Source organism: Micromonospora sp. NPDC005413 (assembly GCF_040606435.1).
GTDB lineage: Bacteria > Actinomycetota > Actinomycetes > Mycobacteriales > Micromonosporaceae > Micromonospora.
The window spans coordinates 1-19,071 of record NZ_JBEXEV010000039.1 but is presented as its reverse complement, the minus strand read 5'-3'; the positions used below and the strand labels follow the sequence as shown (position 1 = coordinate 19,071).

General features: G+C 73.1%; 16 protein-coding genes. 13 read left to right on the top strand and 3 right to left on the bottom strand.

All coding sequences use genetic code 11. The features are described 5' to 3' along the window. The first annotated feature begins 42 nt into the window (after positions 1–42). On the top strand, positions 43–1,722 hold the full coding sequence (locus tag ABZS37_RS28635; RefSeq protein WP_355174016.1) for a phospho-sugar mutase: 1,680 nt from the start codon (positions 43–45) through the stop codon (positions 1,720–1,722). Between the two features lie 24 nt (positions 1,723–1,746). Here the strand turns inward: ABZS37_RS28635 and ABZS37_RS28630 are convergent, their stop codons facing one another. Together ABZS37_RS28630 and upp are read right to left on the bottom strand one after the other, a co-directional pair. Beyond that, on the bottom strand, positions 1,747–2,424 hold the full coding sequence (locus ABZS37_RS28630) for a GPP34 family phosphoprotein (protein ID WP_355174014.1): 678 nt from the start codon (positions 2,422–2,424) through the stop codon (positions 1,747–1,749). Positions 2,425–2,497: 73 nt separating this feature from the next. Beyond that, entirely contained in the window at positions 2,498–3,130 is a 633-nt protein-coding gene (gene upp, locus ABZS37_RS28625) for a uracil phosphoribosyltransferase (RefSeq protein WP_355174013.1), read from the bottom strand. A 135-nt stretch (positions 3,131–3,265) separates the two neighbouring features. On the opposite strand from upp, the gene deoC reads away from it, so the two are divergent. From deoC to ABZS37_RS28575, 10 genes are all read left to right on the top strand, one after another. Next, a complete protein-coding gene (gene deoC / locus ABZS37_RS28620) occupies positions 3,266–4,294 on the top strand; it encodes a deoxyribose-phosphate aldolase (protein ID WP_355174011.1) in 1,029 nt (342 codons plus the stop codon). Between the two features lie 6 nt (positions 4,295–4,300). Beyond that, positions 4,301–5,731 carry an aldehyde dehydrogenase family protein gene (locus ABZS37_RS28615; RefSeq protein WP_355174009.1) on the top strand — a complete coding sequence of 477 codons (1,431 nt, stop codon included), beginning with the start codon at positions 4,301–4,303 and terminating at the stop codon, positions 5,729–5,731. Then, positions 5,724–6,548 carry an aldehyde dehydrogenase family protein gene (locus ABZS37_RS28610; protein WP_355174007.1) on the top strand — a complete coding sequence of 275 codons (825 nt, stop codon included), beginning with the start codon at positions 5,724–5,726 and terminating at the stop codon, positions 6,546–6,548. The genes ABZS37_RS28615 and ABZS37_RS28610 overlap by 8 nt, the downstream gene beginning before the upstream one ends. A 354-nt stretch (positions 6,549–6,902) precedes the next feature. Next, a complete protein-coding gene (locus ABZS37_RS28605) occupies positions 6,903–7,373 on the top strand; it encodes a BlaI/MecI/CopY family transcriptional regulator (protein WP_355174005.1) in 471 nt (156 codons plus the stop codon). Positions 7,374–7,381: 8 nt separating this feature from the next. Continuing rightward, the gene (locus tag ABZS37_RS28600) at positions 7,382–8,287 is read left to right on the top strand and encodes a M56 family metallopeptidase (RefSeq protein ID WP_355174003.1); all 906 of its coding nucleotides are present in this window, start codon (positions 7,382–7,384) and stop codon (positions 8,285–8,287) included. Positions 8,288–8,571: 284 nt separating this feature from the next. Continuing rightward, entirely contained in the window at positions 8,572–9,822 is a 1,251-nt protein-coding gene (locus ABZS37_RS28595; protein ID WP_355174001.1) for a cytochrome ubiquinol oxidase subunit I, read from the top strand. Positions 9,823–9,832: 10 nt separating this feature from the next. Next, complete coding sequence (locus ABZS37_RS28590; protein WP_355173999.1) at positions 9,833–10,840, top strand: cytochrome d ubiquinol oxidase subunit II; 1,008 nt, start codon at positions 9,833–9,835, stop codon at positions 10,838–10,840. After that, on the top strand, positions 10,837–12,513 hold the full coding sequence (cydD, locus tag ABZS37_RS28585) for a thiol reductant ABC exporter subunit CydD (protein WP_355173997.1): 1,677 nt from the start codon (positions 10,837–10,839) through the stop codon (positions 12,511–12,513). Before ABZS37_RS28590 ends, cydD begins: the two co-directional genes overlap by 4 nt. Beyond that, a complete protein-coding gene (gene cydC / locus ABZS37_RS28580; protein WP_355173995.1) occupies positions 12,510–14,315 on the top strand; it encodes a thiol reductant ABC exporter subunit CydC in 1,806 nt (601 codons plus the stop codon). The genes cydD and cydC overlap by 4 nt, the downstream gene beginning before the upstream one ends. Positions 14,316–14,383: 68 nt before the next feature. Next, on the top strand, positions 14,384–15,079 hold the full coding sequence (locus ABZS37_RS28575) for a permease prefix domain 1-containing protein (protein ID WP_355173993.1): 696 nt from the start codon (positions 14,384–14,386) through the stop codon (positions 15,077–15,079). Positions 15,080–15,086: 7 nt separating this feature from the next. Here the strand turns inward: ABZS37_RS28575 and ABZS37_RS28570 are convergent, their stop codons facing one another. Further along, the gene (locus ABZS37_RS28570; protein ID WP_355173991.1) at positions 15,087–15,428 is read right to left on the bottom strand and encodes a helix-turn-helix transcriptional regulator; all 342 of its coding nucleotides are present in this window, start codon (positions 15,426–15,428) and stop codon (positions 15,087–15,089) included. A gap of 160 nt (positions 15,429–15,588) precedes the next feature. Between ABZS37_RS28570 and ABZS37_RS28565 the strand changes: the two genes are divergently transcribed. Next, positions 15,589–16,548, top strand: coding sequence for a DNA primase (locus ABZS37_RS28565; protein ID WP_355173989.1), 960 nt, complete (start codon positions 15,589–15,591; stop codon positions 16,546–16,548). 39 nt (positions 16,549–16,587) lie between these two features. After that, positions 16,588–18,975, top strand: coding sequence for a transposase (locus tag ABZS37_RS28560; RefSeq protein ID WP_355174086.1), 2,388 nt, complete (start codon positions 16,588–16,590; stop codon positions 18,973–18,975). Positions 18,976–19,071: the final 96 nt, after the last annotated feature.

Sequence of the window (19,071 nt, the reverse complement as noted above, 5' to 3'; positions counted from 1 at the left end):
GGGAACCGACAGCGGTGATCCGCCGCCGTGCTATCAAGGGGCATGGCGGCGGACACCACTGACATCGACGACATTCGCGAGCAAGCCCGGCGCTGGCTGGCCGACGACCCCGACCCGGCCAGCCGGGACGAGCTGACGGCAGTCCTCGACGGACTGCCGGGGAGCGCACCGGAGCTGGCGGACCGGTTCGCCGGCCCGCTGACATTCGGCACCGCGGGCCTGCGCGGCCCGCTGCGCGCCGGCCCGAACGGAATGAACCTCGCCGTGGTCACCCAGGCCGCTGCCGGCCTGGTCGGCTGGCTCGCGGCCCAGGGCGGCACCGGCCCCCTGGTGATCGGGTACGACGCTCGGCACGGCTCCCGGCAGTTCGCCGAACGCACCGCCCAGGTGGCCACCGGGGCTGGCCGGCCGGCGCTGCTGCTGCCCCGCCCGCTGCCCACCCCGGTGCTGGCGTACGCGGTGCGCCACCTCGGCGCGGTCGCCGGGGTGATGGTCACCGCCAGCCACAACCCGCCACAGGACAACGGCTACAAGGTCTACCTCGGCGCGGAACTGGGCGGTGAGCTGGGCGTCGGCGCGCAGATCGTGCCGCCCGCCGACGCCGGTATCGAGGCGGCCATCCGGTCGGTCGGCCCGCTGGCCCAGGTGCCGCTGGGCCAACCCGGGCAGGTGCTCGGCGACGACCTGGCCGCCTCGTACGTCGAACGGGCCACCGCCGTGATCGACCCGGACGGGCCACGGGACCTGACGGTGGCGTACACCCCGCTGCACGGGGTGGGCGCGGCGGTGCTCACCGCCGCCTTCGCCCGCGCTGGTTTCCCGGTCCCCGGTGTGGTGCCCGACCAGGCCGAGCCGGACCCGGAGTTTCCCACCGTGTCGTTTCCCAACCCGGAGGAGCCCGGGGCGGTGGACCGGCTGATAGCCCTGGCCGACTCCACCGGCGCGGACCTCGCCATCGCCAACGACCCGGACGCCGACCGTTGCGCGGTGGTCGTCCGGGACAGCGTGGGCGACGGCGGGCAGACCTGGCGGATGCTGCGCGGCGACGAGGTGGGCGTGCTGCTCGCCGACCACCTGATGCGCCGCGGGGTGACCGGGCTCTACGCCACCACCATCGTGTCGTCGTCGCTGTTGCGGGCGATGTGCGCGGCCCGGGGCCTGCCGTACGACGAGACGCTGACCGGCTTCAAGTGGATCGTGCGGGCCGGTGGCGGGAGCACGCCGCTGGTCTTCGGCTACGAGGAGGCGCTCGGCTACTGCGTCGCCCCGGAGCACGTCCGGGACAAGGACGGCATCACCGCCGCGCTGACCGTGGCCGAGTTGGCGGCCGGGCTCAAGAAGCAGGGCCGCACGTTGACCGACCGGCTGGACGAGTTGGCCGCCGAGTTCGGTGTGCACCACACCGACCAGCTCTCTGTGCGGGTGGACGACCTGCGGGTGATCGCCGACGCGATGGCCCGGATCCGGGCGGCCACCCCGACCACCCTGCTCGGGCACCCGGTCGACAGCGTCCGGGACCTGCTGCCCGAGTCGGACGTGGTGATCCTGCGTACCGGGGTGGCCCGGGTGGTGATCCGCCCATCCGGGACCGAGCCGAAGCTCAAGGCGTACCTCGAGGTGGTGGAGCCGGTGCCCGGCGGCGACGTGGCCGCCGCACGCGCCCGAGCCGGCGCGGCGATCACGCAGCTCCGCACCGAGATCGCCGCCGCCCTCGGGTTGTAGCCCGGGGGGCGGCGGCGTCGGGGATCAGCGGCGGGGGCCGAGCGCCTGGTCGACGGCCCGGCCCAGGGCGGCGACGACCAGGCCGACGGAGGGACGGACCACCGAGTCGTCCGCGCTCACCTCGCCGGAGAAACCGGCGCCGGTGGCGATCTCCTCCAGCCGGCGGCGAGCGTCGGCAGCGGTCTCGCCACTCACCCCGAGGGCGGACTCCATCCGCAGCACCACGACCAGGGTGGCCAGCGCGGCGGTCCGCTCGTCGGGGGCCGCCGCGCCGGTCAGGGCTTCGGCCAGCCGCTCCCGGGTCTCCGCCTCGACGGAGGTGTCCACCACCGGGTAACGGTGTACGTGGATGAAGCCCAACTCGGTCTCGTCGACGTCGCGGACCACGCCCTGGCTGCACAGGTCACCGAGGATCCGGTCGCGCAGGCCGTGCCGCAGGCGCTGCACCCAGGAGGCCGGGGTGTGCGGAGTGTCGGCCGCGATCCGGCCGAGCACCTCGTCGGCGACCGGCTCGCCGGTAGGCGTCGGGTCGACCACCGTCAGGGACCCGTCGGCGTACGCGATCCGGCCGGCCAGGGCCAGCTCGATCAGCACCGCGGCGGCCATGCCGAGGTCCAGGCTGATCCGCGGCATGGTCGCCTTGCCGGTCGTGTCGTCGTAGGCGAGGAGCAGCAACTCCTCGGCGAGCGCAACACCAGTCATGGCCGGAAACGGTAGCGGGTCCGCGCACCACCGCGCGCGGACCCGCCGGACCCGGCACCGACCGGGTAACGCCTCAGAAGCGGGGCATGCCACCGAACTGACGGTCACCGGCGTCGCCGAGCCCGGGAACGATGAACATGTGCTCGTTGAGCCCCTCGTCGATCGAGGCCGTGACCAGGCGCAACGGCAGGCCGGAACGCTCCAGCCGCTCGATGCCGACCGGCGCGGCGAGGACGCAGAGCACGGTGATGTCGGTGCAGCCGCGGTCGGCCAGCAGCCGGCAGCAGTGCTCCAGCGAGCCACCGGTGGCCAGCATCGGGTCGAGCACCAGCACCGGCAGCCCGGCCAGGTCGCGGGGCAGCGACTCCATGTACGCGCGCGGCTCGTAGGTCGCCTCGTCGCGGGCCAGGCCCACGAAGCCCATCGACGACTCGGGCAGCAGGCCGAGGGCGGCGTCCGCCATGCCGAGGCCGGCGCGAAGCACCGGCACCAGCAGCGGCGGGTTGGCCAACCGGGTGCCCTCGGTGCCGGTGACCGGCGTCTGCACCGGGTACCGCTCGACGGGGAAGGTGCGCGCCGCCTCGTACACCAGCATGGTGGTCAGTTCGTGCAGCGCGGCCCGGAACGTCGAGGAATCGGTGCGCGCGTCCCGCATGGCGGTCAACCTGGACTGGGCCAGCGGATGGTCAATGACGTGTACGTCCACGATCGCTCAACCTACCGGTCCGTTCGGCACGGTGGTGCGGGTGCGGTCGGACCAGCGACGCCGCTCACGTCAGCGTGACCTACCGACCCGTCGTGAGCAAGATCACTCGACGCTCCGGTGCGTAGACTTCGGGGCATGACGGCGACAACGACGTCGGCCCGGTCGGAGCTCTCCGAGCTGGGACGATCCGAGACCGCTCTGCGGACCTTCCTGCACGGCCTGCCCGGCGTGGACCAGGTCGGCGCGGAGCAGCGGGCGGCACAGCTCGGCACCCGCTCCATCAAGACCACCGCCAAGGCCCAGGCGATCGACCTGGCGATCCGGATGGTCGACCTGACCACCCTGGAAGGGGCGGACACCCCGGGCAAGGTGCGCGCGCTCGCCGCGAAGGCGCTGCGCCCGGACCCGGCCGACCCGTCCTGCCCGCACGTCGGCGCGGTCTGCGTCTACCCGGCGATGGTCCCGTACGTCGCCGAGGTGCTGCGCGGATCCGGTGCCGGGTCCGGGCGGCCATCCGGCGGACCGGGACATGCGGGCGGCGCCGCGCCGGCCGGACTTGGCATTGTCCACCTGGCCAGCGTGGCGACAGCGTTCCCGTCGGGTCAGGCCCCCTTGGAGATCAAGCTCGCCGACACCCGGGCCGCCGTCGCCGCTGGCGCCGACGAGATCGACATGGTGATCAACCGAGGTGCGTTCCTGGCCGGGCGGTACAAGGAGGTCTACGACGAGATCGTGGCCACCAAGGAAGCCTCCGGGGACGCCCACCTCAAGGTGATCCTGGAGACCGGCGAGCTGGCCACCTACGACAACGTGCGGCGGGCCTCCTGGCTGGCCATGCTGGCCGGCGGCGACTTCATCAAGACCTCCACCGGCAAGGTCCCGGTCGCGGCGACGCTGCCGGTGACCCTGGTGATGCTGGAGGCGGTCCGCGACTTCCGCGAGGCCACCGGGCGGCAGGTCGGCGTGAAGCCGGCCGGCGGCATCAAGAACACCAAGGACGCGATCAAGTACCTGGTGATGGTCAACGAGACCGTCGGCCCGGACTGGCTCGACCCGGACTGGTTCCGCTTCGGCGCGTCCAGCCTGCTCAACGACCTGCTGATGCAGCGCACCAAGCTGACGACCGGCACCTACTCCGGTCCCGACTACTTCACCCTGGACTGATAGCCGATGTTCGAATACGCCCCCGCCCCCGAGTCCCGCTCGGTGGTGGACCTCAAGCCCTCGTACGGGCTGTTCATCGACGGTAAGTTCGTCGATCCGACCGATGGTGGCAGCTTCAAGTCGATCAATCCCGCCTCCGAGGAGGTGCTGGCCGATATCGCCGAGGCCGGCGCGCCGGACGTGGAGCGCGCGGTGCGCGCCGCCCGGAAGGCGTACGACAAGGTCTGGGGTCCGATGCCGGGCCGGGACCGAGCGAAGTACCTGTTCCGGATCGCCCGGCTCATCCAGGAGCGGTCCCGTGAGCTGGCCGTCCTGGAATCGCTGGACAACGGCAAGCCCATCAAGGAATCCCGCGACGTCGACCTGCCGCTGGTCGCCGCCTACTTCTTCTACTACGCGGGGTGGGCCGACAAGCTGGGTCACGCCGGCTTCGGGGCGAACCCGCAGCCGATCGGTGTGGCCGCGCAGGTCATCCCGTGGAACTTCCCGCTGCTCATGCTGGCCTGGAAGATCGCCCCTGCCCTTGCGGCCGGCAACACCGTGGTGCTCAAGCCGGCGGAGACCACCTCGCTGACCGCGCTGCTCTTCGCCGAGATCTGCCAGCAGGCCGACCTGCCGGCCGGCGTCGTCAACATCATCACCGGCGCGGGCGACACCGGTCGGACGCTGGTCGAGCACCCCGGCGTGGACAAGGTCGCCTTCACCGGCTCCACCGACGTCGGCCGGGCCATCGCCCGATCCGTCGCCGGCACCCGCAAGAAGCTCACCCTTGAGCTGGGCGGCAAGGCCGCCAACATCGTCTTCGACGACGCACCCATCGACCAGGCCGTCGAGGGCATCGTCAACGGCATCTTCTTCAACCAGGGGCACGTCTGCTGCGCTGGCTCCCGACTGCTGGTCCAGGAGAACGTCGCCGACCGGGTGCTGGAGTCGCTGAAACGGCGGATGGCCCAACTCCGGGTCGGCGACCCACTGGACAAGAACACCGACGTCGGCGCGATCAACTCCGCCGCCCAGTTGGAGCGGATCCGCGAACTGTCCGACGCCGGCTCGGCCGAGGGCGCTGAGCGTTGGTCGCCCCCCTGCGAGCTGCCCGACCGCGGCTTCTGGTTCGCGCCAACCATCTTCACCGGGGTCACCCAGGCGCACCGGATCGCCCGCGAGGAGATCTTCGGCCCGGTGCTGTCGGTGCTCACCTTCCGCACCCCGGCCGAGGCCGTCGAGAAGGCCAACAACACGCCGTACGGGCTGTCGGCGGGGATCTGGACCGACAAGGGTTCCCGGATCCTGTGGATGGCCGACCGGCTGCGCGCCGGCGTCGTCTGGGCCAACACGTTCAACAAGTTCGACCCCACCTCGCCGTTCGGTGGTTACAAGGAGTCGGGCTACGGTCGCGAGGGCGGCCGGCACGGGCTGGAGGGCTACCTCAATGTCTGAGCGGGTCGCGGTACGCAAGACGTACAAGCTCTTCATCGGCGGGAAGTTCCCGCGCAGCGAGTCGGGACGGTCGTATCTCGTGCAGTCCTCGAATGTGCCACTGGCCTCCCGCAAGGACGCCCGCGACGCGGTGGTCGCCGCCCGCGCCGCCGTGAAGGGCTGGGCCGGCGCGACCGCGTACAACCGGGGTCAGATCCTCTACCGGGCCGCCGAGATGCTGGAGGGCCGCCGCGAGCAGTTCGTCGCCCTGGGCGTGCCCGGCGACGAGGTGGACGCCGCGGTGGACCGCTGGGTCTGGTACGCCGGCTGGGCCGACAAGCTCCCCCAGGTGTACGGCGGCGCCAACCCGGTCGCCGGCCCGTACTTCAACCTGTCCTCGCCCGAGCCGACCGGCGTGGTCGCCGTCGTCGCCCCGGAGCGCCCGGCGCTGCTGGGCCTGGTCAGCGTGATCGCACCGGCGATCGTCACCGGTAACACGGTGGTCGTGGCGGCCTCCCCGACCGAGCCGCTGGCGGCGGTGACGCTGGCCGAGGTGCTGGCCACCTCCGACCTGCCCGGCGGGGTGGTCAACATCCTCACCGGCGCGATCACCGAGACCGCGCCGACGTTGGCCGCGCACATGGACGTCAACGCGATCGACCTGACCGGGGTCACCGACGCCTCGCTCGCCACCGACCTGGAGGTCAAGGCGGCGGAGAACCTCAAGCGGGTGCTCCGGCCGGCGCTGGCCGAACAGGACTGGGCCGCCGACCCGGGGCTCGCCCGGATGACCGCCCTGCTCGAGACGAAGACTGTGTGGCATCCCAAGGGGGTGTGAGCTGTCGGTCCCGGCCTTGGGCTTTCCGGGGGAGCCCGCCCACTCCGGGCGGTCAGGCTTGATCCCTGCGTGGGCGGGCTCCCCCGGAAAACCTGACGTGGGCCGGGCCCGTCGGGAAGGTCAGCTCACGGGTGCTGCCTCGAGGTCGGTTGCCGGCCAGCGGTGTCTGGGTGGGGAACGGCCTTCCGGATTGGCTGCTGCACCCCGCCCCGCTCCAAGATCGCACTACTTCCTTGAAGTAGTGGCCTCCCGGGCGCTTCGAGGCCACTACTTCACTGTTCTTGTGCGGATCTTGGCTGGTTGGGGTGGGAGCGCGGGGGTGGGGGGTCTACTACCGGGGGTAGGATTGATCCCGTGACTCGGTTGGGCGATCTTGAGCGTGCGGTGATGGACGTGCTGTGGGACGTGGTCCCCGGCACGTCGGACGGTGTGACCGTGCGCGAGGTGGCCGACGCGCTCGACGGCCGCGAGCTGGCGTACACCACGGTGATGACCGTGCTGGACCGACTCGCCGGCAAGGGCATGGTGCAGCGGGAACGGGAGGGCCGGGCCTGGCGGTACCGGCCAGCGGCCAGCCGCGAGGCGCACATCGCCCAACTCATGCTCGACGCCCTCGACCTGGGCGGCAGCCGGGACGCCGCACTGGTGCGGTTCGCCCGCTCGGTGACCGGCACCGAAGCCGAGGTGCTGCGCGCGGCCCTGGGGAGCGAGGCCGGGCTGACCGGGCCGGGTTCCACCGGCGGCGACACGGGCGGCGCCGAGCTGACCGACCGGGTGGACGGGCCAGCGGGCCGGCGAGCGGCCGACGAGACAGCGGAGCGGTAGGACGCGCCATGGCGTACGCCGTGCACTTCGCCGCCACCATGCTGGCCTGCTATCTGACCGCTCAGGTGCTGGCCCGCTCCACCTGGACGTGGCGCAGCCCCCGGGTGGCGATCATCTGCTGGCAGGCCGTCGGGTTGGCGCTGGGCCTCTCCGCGATGGGCCTGCCGATGGCGCTCGGGTTGAGCGCGTACGACCTGCCCACCGGGAGCGCCCTGCTCGCCCTGACCACCGACCTCGCCCACGGCACCCTTCCGGTCGGGGAGACCGCCTTCCACCTGGCCGGCGTGGGTGTGGGGTTCGGCATCGGGGCGGTGCTGGTCACCACGACGGTGCGCAGCATCCACGGCACCGTACGCGCCCAGCGCCGGCACCGTGACCTGCTCACGCTGGTCGCCCGGGACGACCCGGCCGCGCCCGGCGCACTGGTGCTGGATCATCCGAGCGCCGCCGCGTACTGCCTGCCGGGGGTTCGGCCGCAGGTGGTGGTCAGCGCCGGCACGCTCAGCCTGCTGGATCGGGCCGAGCTGGCCGCGGTGCTCAGCCACGAGCGGGCGCACGCCCACGAGCGGCACGACCTGGTGCTGCTGCCGTTCACGGCGCTGTGCCGCGCGTTGCCGTGGTTCGGCTGGGTCCGCGACGCCCACGAGCGGGTCGCCCTGCTGGTCGAGATGCGCGCCGACGACAAGGCTCGCGAGCTGCATGCCGAGGCGCCGTTGGCGGGAGCGCTACGCCGATTCGCCGCCGCCGGTCACCGGATCACCCCCGCCGGCGCGCTGGGCATGGGCGATCGGGACCTTGACGTACGCGTGCAGCGTCTGCTGGTCAGCGACCGGCCGCCCCGGGTGCTCGGTGCCACCGCCCTGGCGGTCGCGACAACGCTGGTCGCCCTACCGATCACCCTCTTCCTGAGCTGACCGGCAACCGCAACCGCCCCCACACCGCACACCCCCACACCGCGCGAGTCCACAGCGCGGCGCGGTCGCACCGCGTCCTCCCCGCGTCCTGAACCGCGTGGCCGCTCTCAAGATCGCGCTCGATCCAGGATCGAGTGGCATCCCACGGCCCACGAGACCACTACATCCAGGATCGAGCGCGATCATCAGGCCCACCACCACGACGGAGCGTAGTAGTCGGACATGTAGGCAAGCTACGTGTAGGGTGGCTACGACAAGGGAGCCAACGCTACGGAGAGCCGGCCATGGACACGCTGCTCCTCGCCCGCCTGCAGTTCGCCACCACCACCTCGATCCACTTTCTGTTCGTGGTCGTCACGCTCGGGCTGGTGACCCTGCTGGTCGGGATGCAGACCGCCTGGGTGCTCACCGGCAACCCGAAGTGGGAGCGGCTCACCCGCTACTGGGGCCAGCTCTACGTGATCAACTACGTGCTCGGCATCGCCACCGGCATCGTGATGGAGTTCCAGTTCGGGCTGAACTGGAGTGGCCTGTCGCGCTACGTCGGCAACGTCTTCGGCGCGCCACTGGCCATCGAGACGCTGGTGGCGTTCTTCCTGGAGTCCACGTTCCTCGGGATGTGGATCTTCGGCTGGCACCGGCTCCGCAAGGGTGTCCACCTCGCGTTGCTCTGGGGTGTGGCGCTCACCGCGTACGCCTCAGCGTTCTGGATCATGGTGGCCAACTCCTGGCTGCAGCACCCGGTCGGGTACGAGGTACGCGACGGGATCGCCCACCTCACCGATTTCGGCGCGCTGCTCACCAATCCCAGCCTCGGCATGGCGTTCGGGCACGTGGTCTCGGCCGCGTTGCTGGTCGGCGGAATGCTGATGGCCGCGGTCAGCGCCTGGCACCTGATCCGGCGTACCCCCGACTTCGCGCTCTTCCGCACGTCCCTGCGGATCGGCGTGGTCACCTCGGCACTGGCGATCACATTGGTGCAGGGCTTCGGTTTCGCCCAGTTCGGCCCGGTCGGCGAGGTGCAGCCGACCAAGTTCGGCCAGGGGCCCGAGGCGCAGGCGTTGATCGCCGAGTGGACCACCCGGTTCGGCCCCGGTGACTACACGCCACCGGTGCTGGCCAGCGTCGGGCTGGGCTTCATGATCCTGATCGGCTTCACCCTCGGCTGCGTCTGGTTCCTGCTCCCCCTGCTCTTCCGGGACTGGATCATCCGACTGCGTTTCCCGCTCTGGCTGGTCCTGCTCGCGCTGCCGCTGCCGTTCGTCGCCGTCATCCTCGGCTGGATCTCCCGGGAGGTCGGCCGCCAGCCCTGGGTGGCGTACGGGCTGCTCCCCACCGAGCAGGCGGTCTCCCCGGTCGGCGCGCCCGTGATGCTCGCCTCGTTGATCGGCTTCAGCCTGCTGCTGGGCACCCTTGCCGTCACCAACTGGGTGCTGCTCGCCCGGCACGCGGCACGTGGCGCGACCGACCCGGCGCTCGGCCGCCCACCGGCGCCACCCAGTGAGCCGGCCCACCCCGAACCCGCCCTCGTCTGAGGAGAAACCCGTGGTCCTCGCCTGGTACGGCCTGCTCGGCCTCTTCTTCGCCAGCTACCTGGTGCTCGCCGGCTACGACTACGGCGTCGGGCTGTTGCTCGCCCGGGGCGGCGGCGCGGCCGGGCGGCGGGAGACGCTCACCGCGCTCGGCCCGTTCTTCCTCGGCAACGAGGTCTGGCTGGTGGCCGCCATGGGCATCCTCTTCGGCGCGTTTCCGGTGCTGGAGGGCGAGCTGCTCTCCGGCTGCTATCCGGCCGTCGCCGGCGCCCTGGTCGGGGTCATCCTGGTCACCGTCGGGGTGCAACTGCGCAGTCGACCCGCCGACGAGCGGATCCGCGCGCGCTGGGACCGCGTCGTGGTGATCGGCAGCGCCCTCGCCGCACTGGGCTGGGGTGTGCTGCTCGCCGCGCTGCTGCAGGGCGTGCCCCGCCAGGCCGACGGGCACGTCGCCGGGGTGTCGCACCTGGCCACCCCGTTCGCCGCCGCCGCCGGGCTGGCCATGGTCGCCCTGGTCGCCGTGCACGGTGCGACCTTCCTCACCCTGCGGCTGTCGGCCGACGCCGCCGCCGTGGTCGGCCGCACAGCCCGCCGACTGGTGCCGGTGGCGCTCACCGCGGTCGCCCTGGCCACCGTCGTGGGTCTGCTCTCCGCCCGGGTACGCGACGCTGTCCAGCGGCCGGCGGTGGCCGTACTCCTGCCGGTGGTGCTGGTGGCGGCGCTGCTGGCGGCCCGCGCGGCGCTGGCGCGGCGGCGGCCGGGGTGGGCTCTGGTCGCCACCGGCGCGGCCCTGGCGCTGCCGGTGGTGCTGGTCGGCACGGCCCTCTGGCCCTACGTGCTGGTGTCCACGACCGACCCGGGCGCCTCGCTGACGGTGGCCGACGCCGCCGCGAGCACACCGACGCTGCGGCTGCTCGGCTGGGTGGCGCTGCCCCTGCTGCCGGCCCTACTAGGCTTCCAGGCGATGAGCTGGTGGGTTTTCCGGGGACGGACCGACGGCAGGGCACCGGTGTACTGGTGAACCGCCGTCCGTTCGACCCGCGTCTGCTGCGCCGGGTCCCCGAGGCCCGACGCGATCTTGCCGTGCTCGCGCTTCTGGGTGTGCTCGCCGCCGGGTTGATCGTCGCGCAGGCCACCGCGTTGGCGACGGTGTTGGCCACCGCCTTCGACGGGCGGCTGAACCGGCCGGCTCTGGCGGGTTTCATTGTCGCCGTCGCCGCCCGTTCGGCGTTGGTGTGGGCGCAGGGCACGGTCTCCGCGCGGGTCGCCGCCACCGTCAAGGCCACGCTGCGGGCCGACCTGTTCGCCGCGGTGGGCCGACACGGGCCGGGCTGGGTTGCCGGGCAGCGGGCCGGCCAGCTCGCCACCCTGAGCGGACGCGGGCTGGACGCGCTGGACGCGTACTTCACCGGGTATCTGCCGCAGCTGGTGCTCAGCGTGACGGTTCCCGTGGCGGTGCTGGCCCGGGTCGTCTTCGCCGACTGGAGTTCGGCGCTGATCATCGCGCTGACCCTGCCGCTGATCCCGGTCTTCGGCGCGCTGCTCGGGTGGCAGGCGCAGGCCGCCACCGAACGGCAGTGGCGGCGGCTCTCCCTGCTCGGCGGGCACTTCCTGGACATGGTCGCCGGGCTGCCCACGCTGCGCGTGTTCGGGCGCGCCCGGGCACAGACCGACGTGGTCCGCCGAATGGCCGACGGGCACCGCGTCGCGACCATGAAGACGCTGCGGATCGCGTTCCTCTCCGCGCTGGTGCTGGAGCTGGTCGCCACCCTCTCGGTGGCGCTGGTCGCGGTGCCGGTCGGCATCCGGTTGCTCGGCGGCGGGCTGGCCCTGCAGACCGCACTGCTGGTGCTGCTGCTCACCCCCGAGGCGTACCTGCCGTTGCGGGCCGCCGGCAGCCGCTTCCACGCCAGCATGGAAGGGCTCGCCGCGCTGGACGAGGCACTGACCATCTCGGCCGCGCCCGCCGCACCCCGGGCCGCCGAGGGCGCCGCCACCCCGGACGCGCGGCGCGAGATCCGGTTCGAGTCGGTGACCGTGGCGTACGAGCGGACCACCGCGCTGCGCGACGTGACCCTGACCATCCGGCCCGGCGAACGGATCGCCATCATCGGGCCCAGCGGGGCAGGCAAGAGCACCCTGCTCGGCCTGCTGCTCGGCTTCGTGACCCCGACCAGCGGCCGGGTCACCGTGGACGGGGTCGACCTCGCCACCGCCGACCCGGACGCCTGGCGCCGGCAGCTCGCCTGGGTGCCACAGCGGGCGCACCTCTTCGCCGCCTCGCTGACCGACAACATCCAGCTCGGCGCACCGGACACCCCGCCCGACGTGCTCGCCGCCGCGGTGCACGACGCCGCCCTGGACGACGTGGTGGCCGGCCTGCCGGACGGTCTGGACACCCTGCTCGGCGAACGCGGGCACGGGCTGTCCAGCGGGCAGCGGCAGCGGGTCGCGCTGGCCCGGGCATTTCTGCGGGCCGCACCGGTGGTGCTGCTCGACGAGCCCACCGCCCGGCTGGACACTGCGGCCGAGGCAGTGGTGCTCGACGCCACCCGCCGTCTGGTCGCCGGGCGGACCGCGCTGCTCGTCGCGCACCGACCGGCGCTGCTCGCCGATGCCGACCGGATCCTGCGGATCGAGGACGGTCGGGTCACCGAGCTGACGCCCGAGCCGACCGGAAAGGCGGCCCGATGAGCGCGGCACACGGGCCCGGCCCGGTAGACGTGGAGCCGGTCGACGACGCGGCACCAGCCGGGCGGGCCGCCGCCGAGCGGGCCGTGCTGCGGCTGGCCCGGCCGTACCTGAGTCGTCTGGTCGGTGCCGGGCTGCTCGCCGCCACCACCGAGTTCGCCGGGCTCGCCCTGATGGCCACCGCCACCTGGCTGTTGATGAGCGCCGCCGGCCAGCCTCCGCTGGACCGGCTCACCGTGGCGATCGTCGCGGTCCGGGCGCTGGCGATCAGCCGGGGCGTGTTCCGCTACACCGAACGGCTCGCCGGGCACGACGCGGTGCTCCGCATGATCACCGACGTCCGGGCTCGGGTGTTCGCCACCCTCGCGGCCCGCCGCAGCGCCGCGCACCGCTCGGGGGACGTGCTGAGCCGGCTGGTCTCCGACGTCGAGGCGGTCCAGGATCTGCTGCTGCGGGTGCTGGTCCCGGGCTCGGCGGCAGCCCTCGTCGGTGCGCTGGCGGTCGCCGTGGCGGCGCTGATCTCACCGCCGGCCGCCGGTGCGCTCGCCGTCGGGCTGCTGGTCGCCGGGGTGGCGCTACCCGCGCTGGCCACCGCGGTCACGCGTCGCAGCGCGGCCGAGGTGGCCCCACTGCGCGGCGCACTGGCCACCGACGCGATCGACCTCACCCACGGCGCCGCCGACCTGGCCGCGTTCGGGGCGACCGACGTGGCGCTACGCGCCGCCGAGCAGCGAGCCCGCCGGCTGGCCCGGCTGGAACGTCGACTGGCCGCCACCGGGTTCGCGGTGGACGCGGCCGGGGTGCTGACCGCCGGGTTGACCGCCGCCGCCGTGGTGCTGGCCGCCCTGGCCGCCGACGTGCCAGGGGTGCTGGTGGGCGTCCTCGCCGTCGGCGCACTGGCCGCCGTCGAGGTGACACTGACGCTGGTCACGGCAGCCCGGCAGTGGACACAACTGCGGCCCGGCCTGGCCCGGGTGGCCGCCCTGCTCGATGCCGACACGCCGACTCCCCCGCCCACGGGCGGTCTGACGGACCTGACCGGCCCGCACGAGCTGCGCTTCGTCGACGTGACAGTGCGGTACCGGGCCGGCGCGGCGCCCGCCCTGGACGGCGTCAGCCTGGACCTGCCGCCCGGGCGGAGGATCGCGGTGGTCGGCCCGAGCGGCGCCGGCAAGAGCACCCTGGCCGCCGTGCTGACCGGCACCGTCCGGCCAGCATCCGGCCAGGTCACCCTGGACGGTCAAGACCTGTCGGCGTACGCCGAGGAGGCGCTGCCCCGCGCGGTCGGCGGGCTGCTGGCCGAGGCGTACGTCTTCCATGCCACGGTGCGGGAGAACCTGCTGCTCGGGCGGGCCGGTGCCGGCGAGGATGAGCTGACCGCGGCGACCGCCGCCGCTGGTCTGCTGGAGTGGGTACGCGCCCAGCCGGCGGGCTGGGACACGCTGGTCGGCGAGGAGGGCGGGCAACTCTCCGGCGGCCAGCGGCAACGGCTCGCGCTCGCCCGGGCCCTGCTCGCCGCGCCGGCGGTGCTGGTGCTCGACGAGCCCACCGAAGGGCTGGACCCGGCCGCCGCGGACGCGGTGCTCGCGTCCGCGCTCGCCGCCACCCCCGCCGGGCACTCGGTGCTGCTGATCAGCCACCGGCTCAGCGGGTTGGCCGAGCTGGACGAGATCGTCGTTCTCGACGGCGGCCGGGTGATCCAACGCGGTCGACACGCAGAACTGGTCGCCGCCGACGGCTGGTACCGGGACCAGTGGCTGCTCCAGGCGGCGGCCGAACGCGGTTACCTGGCGCTCGCCCCCTGACCGGACTCCGGGACGGACCAGGGTTCTCCCGGACGTCGGCGCCCTGGACTCCGTGGCAGGGTGATGCCATGCCGCGCTGTGAGGACGTGTTGATCGACGAGCACCTGCGGGAGTTGGCCGCCCGCTTGCAGGGTCCGGCGCGCCTCAAGTCCGACCTGCTGACCGAGGCCCGGCACGGGCTGCTGGACGCCGTCGAGGCGTACCGCGAGCGCGGTGTGCCACCCACCGAGGCCCAGCGCCGGGCGGTGGTCGAGTTCGGCTCGCCGTCGCAGTTGCTCCCCTCCTGGCAGGCCGAGCTGGCGGTGGGCGCCCTGCGTGGCCTCTCCCTGCGGATGCTGGCGATCGCCGGCGTGGGGGTGGTCGCCGGCGACCTGACCTGGCAGGGGTCGAGCTGGAGCGGCGGCCCCCGCCCGCCGGCCGTCTACCTGCTGCTCTCCACGTCGGTCGAGTGGATCTGGATGGGTTCGCTGCTGCTCGCGGTGGCCGGTCTGCTGGTGGTCGCGGCGAGCGCCCGTTCGCCACGGCCGAGCCTGGCCGTGGCGCAACGCGCGGTGGGCATCGCCCTGACCGGCATGCTGGGCCTCGGCATGCTGACCGGCTGTGCCCTCTTCACCTGGTCACTTGACCTCTGGGACGCGGCGCTGCGGTGGCCGCCAATGATCATCGGCGCGGTGCTGGCGGGCGGCGCCTACTTTTCGCTGACCCGCGCGGCGCGCGGCTGGCTGCTGGCCAGCCATCGCCCCCTGAGCCGCGTCGCCCGCTGACCCTGGCTCAGGCGGGCGTCGCCGGTGGGTTGCGGGGGTCGAGGAACCGGCCGACGGTCAGTTGGAACTCGTGCCAACCGGCGCGCTCCCCGGCCAGTGCCCGCCGGCCGGAGTCGGTGAGCTCGTACGTCCGCCGTTCCCGGCCGTTGACGGTGCTCCAGGTGCTCGCCACGTGCCCGGCGCGTTCCAGGCGACGTAGCGCCGGATAGATGGTGCCGGTGGGCAGATCGAGACTGCCGTCGCTGCGCGCGCGCAGCGCCTCGATGATGGCGTAGCCGTGCAGCGCGCCCTGTTCGAGCACGGCGAGCAGCAGAGCGTCGAGATGGCCGTGCAGCGCCTGGGCCTTCATGCGTAGCTACGCTACTTGTCGAAGGGCCGGCTCGCCACCGACGGCCACCAGCAGGTCGTACCCGTGCGCCAACCGGCCACCGGGGTGCGGGCATCGGTCACCCAGGGCCGCCGACTAGGGTATGTGCCCAGAGTCACTCGCCGGTCAGAGACCCCGGCGGGTGGGCAACCCGAAGCACACGGAGGTCAGCGTGGCCCGCCAGTCGCCCCAACGGCCCGACGCCGACGAGCCCGAGCTCGACGACACCACCGGCGCGGCCGAGCCAGATGAGGCCGAGGAGACCGACCGCGCGTCGGCTTCGGTCGACCGTTCCCTCTGGGACGAGCTGCGCATCGACCCGGTGGAGATCGCCCTGCCCTCCGGCACCGGCTTCACGCTGCGGGCGTACCGGCCGGCCAGCTCGCTGACTCCGACCGACGTGACCGAGCGCGACCAGGACGACCCGTTCCTCGCCCGCCGTCAGGTGATCGAGGAGGAGGACGACGAGGCCGTCGTCATCCTCGACGAGGATCTGGCCGAGGAGTTCACCGACGGCGACGAGGATGAGTCGACGCGCCGCCGCCGCGACGGCACCGCCGACAGCGACGCGGACGACGACGAGGCGGACGAGGACGTCACGGACGAGGCGGACGACGAGGAGGTGCCGGTCTTCCTCACCAACCGGGGCAAGCTGCTGCTGTTCAAGAGCCCCGAGTCGTTGGTCAGTTTCATCCGATCCGGTGCGCCCACCGACCTGTCCCAACTGGACAGCTGGAATGAATTGTCCGAACGGGTGGAGCCGGCAGATATCGCGCCCCTCGACGAGGACACCTACGAGCTGGACCTGGTCGTGGAGAACCTGCGCGGCGGGCACGACGCCTGGGATTCGACCCTGCTGATCGAGGCCGGCGAGATCGCTCGTGACCTCTCGTACGCATTGCGGCTGCCTGCGGTACTCGACATGCTCTCCGCCGGCTCCAGCCTCGACGACCTGGACGAGGCGCTGCGCTCCACCGCCAACGGCGGGATCGGCGCCTTCATGGGTCGGCGCCGGCTGAAGAAGATCGGGGCACAGACCGCGAGTTTGGGTTGGCGCACCATTGTCGGCAAGATCTCTGCGGTGGTGGACTGGCGCGACTGACCCGTACCGGGGAGCATCAGTTGCTGGCAGAGGAAAGACCTGTCCCGGGAGGAGGACGACGCCGTGGCGCTCGTGCGCGTTTACTGCGGTCTGGCCTCGGCGGATCCAGCTGACCGACCGGCCTCCGCCGGTTCGACGCTGACGTCCGCTGTGGTCGACGACGCAGGCCGTCTGCTGCATGTCTGCGAGATCAGCGATGACGCCGCTGGCTACGCCCAGCTGGTCGCGCTGCTCGTGGAGCGGTCGGGCGGGCCGAGCGGTGCGGCCATCGCCGCCGACAGCGACGACCACACGGTCACCTCGCTGTTGAGCGCGGCGGGTCGGCCTCTGGCAATCGCCGACGACGACCTGGTGGACGACTTCGCCGAGCGGTTCGCCGATGACGACTCGCTGGAGGAGATGCAGTCCCCTCCGGCCGAACGGCGGGCCGTCGGCCTGGCCCGCGCGTTGCAGGCGGGCGCGCTCTCCGCGGTCACTCTGCCGGCACCCCGGGACCTCGCCGGCTACAAGCAGGTGCTCGCCGCGCACGCCGCTCTGGCGAGTGGTCGACACTCCGCCGCCGTGGCGCTACGCGAGGTCCTGCGTGAGCTCTACCCGGCGGCTCTGCGCGCGTACCCGGATCCGGCCGAGCCGGTCTCTCTGGCGGTGCTGGACGCGCTGCCGGAGCCGGGCATGCTCGGCGGCACCGTCGCCCGGGGCCGCGAGGTGTCGGTCGCGGCGGATGCCATCGCCGCGCATCTCGCCGCCGACGGCGTCGCCGACGCCGACGAAATCAACGAAGCGGTCACCGCCCTGCGGGTCGCCATCTCCGAGACGCCACGCCGCGCCGCGGTGAACCGGGCGCTCACGTCCGCGGTGGCCGAGACGGTCCGCCAGGCCGTCGCCTCCGTACGGGCCTGCGACGCGGGGTGTGAGGCGCTGGTCAGCGCGCTCAGCTCACGGGTCAGCACGCCTGCCCAGGCGCCCGGCCGCCGTGCCGCTGCCCGCCGTGGCGAGTCGGTCGGCGAGCTGAATGGTCTGGCCGGCAACGGGTTGCGGTCGGTCCGGCCCACCCCGCCCGCCGTCGACCCCGCACCCGCCCTCGGCCGGCGCAGCCGCCCCGAGCCGATCCCGGGTAACGCACCGCTGGCGTCGCCCCGCCCGCTCGGGCCGCCACCGGTCGCCCCGGCTCCGGTCACGCCGCCCCCGGTCGCACCCGCGCCGATGGCCCCGGCAGCGATGTCTGGTCTGCCGGCGTCCACGCTGCCAGGGCGCACCGAGTCGCTCCCCAGCCGGATCGACGGTCCGACCAACCGACCGGTCTCCTCACCGCCGCCCCCGCCGCCCGGGATCACCCCGATCGCACCGACACAGCGCGGCATGGTGCCCCCAGCCGAGGCCGGCGAGCCGTTCCGGCCGACGCTGACCACCGCCGCGATCAACAACGCGCGGGCCGAGCGGCAGCGTACGGTCATCCCGCCCCGCCCCAAGACCAACGGCGAGCCCCGGCCGAGCCACCTGCAACGCCCGGTCGACGAGCCACCCACCGGCGGGTTCAGCGCCACCGATCTCAGCATTCCGGTGCCGACGCCCCGGCCTGGTCAGGAGTCCGCACCGCCCGGCTCCCGTGCCAACTGGCCGCTGGTCAACAACCCGGACGACCCGGCCGACAGTTCGCCGAACAACCCGGTCGCCTACTCGTACGGCGGCAGCCGTGGCATCGATGCCCCGACCGACCCGGGCCGGGCCGACGGTCGGGTCACCCCGCCCTGGTTGGCGGACGACCTGCCGCAGGAACCACCCATGCTGCGGCTGGTGGAGCCACCACCACTGGCTGACCGGGCGCTGCGCGAGGGGCTCAACCCGCCCGTCGACCCGCACCTGGAGACGCCGCCGCTGCGGTTGGTCGACCGGGAGCAGGCCGCTCGCGGCGGCCGGCTGCCCTCCCGTTCCGACCGCCCCGCCGAGCACCGGCCTGCGCCCCCGGTGGAGCACCGGCCGCCTCCGGTCGCCGACGAGGGCGACGGTGATCTGCTGATCTTCGCGCAGGCCAAGTCGGCGTGGTTCGTCGGGCAGGCCGAGGAGACCGACCTGGAATGGTCGACCACGGCCGACACCGGCTGGCAGGCCGCCGAGCAGGCCGCCCGCCCCGCGGTGGGCGCCGAGACCAACGCCGGGCTGCCGAAGCGGGTGCCCCAGGCCAACCTGGTCCCTGGTTCTCCGCTTCGCGAGGAGCGTCCATTGCGGATAGTGCGCGATGCGGCGAGCCTCGCGGAGAACACCACCGGCTACTTCCGTGGCTGGCGTCGCGGACAGGAGATCGGCGGTTTCGCGGTGGGTGGTCGGCCCGGTCGCGAGGCAGCCGGTGGCTGGGACTTCAGCCGCGACCACGGCGACCGCGACGACGACCGGGAGTACGAGTACCGCTCCGCCGGCTACCAGTCCTGACCGTCACCCCTCTTCCATACGCGATCGCGCCCTCAGTCAGCTGACTGAGGGCGCGGACGCCGATGGGGGGAAGAACCCCGAGCGGAAAACGGTGGA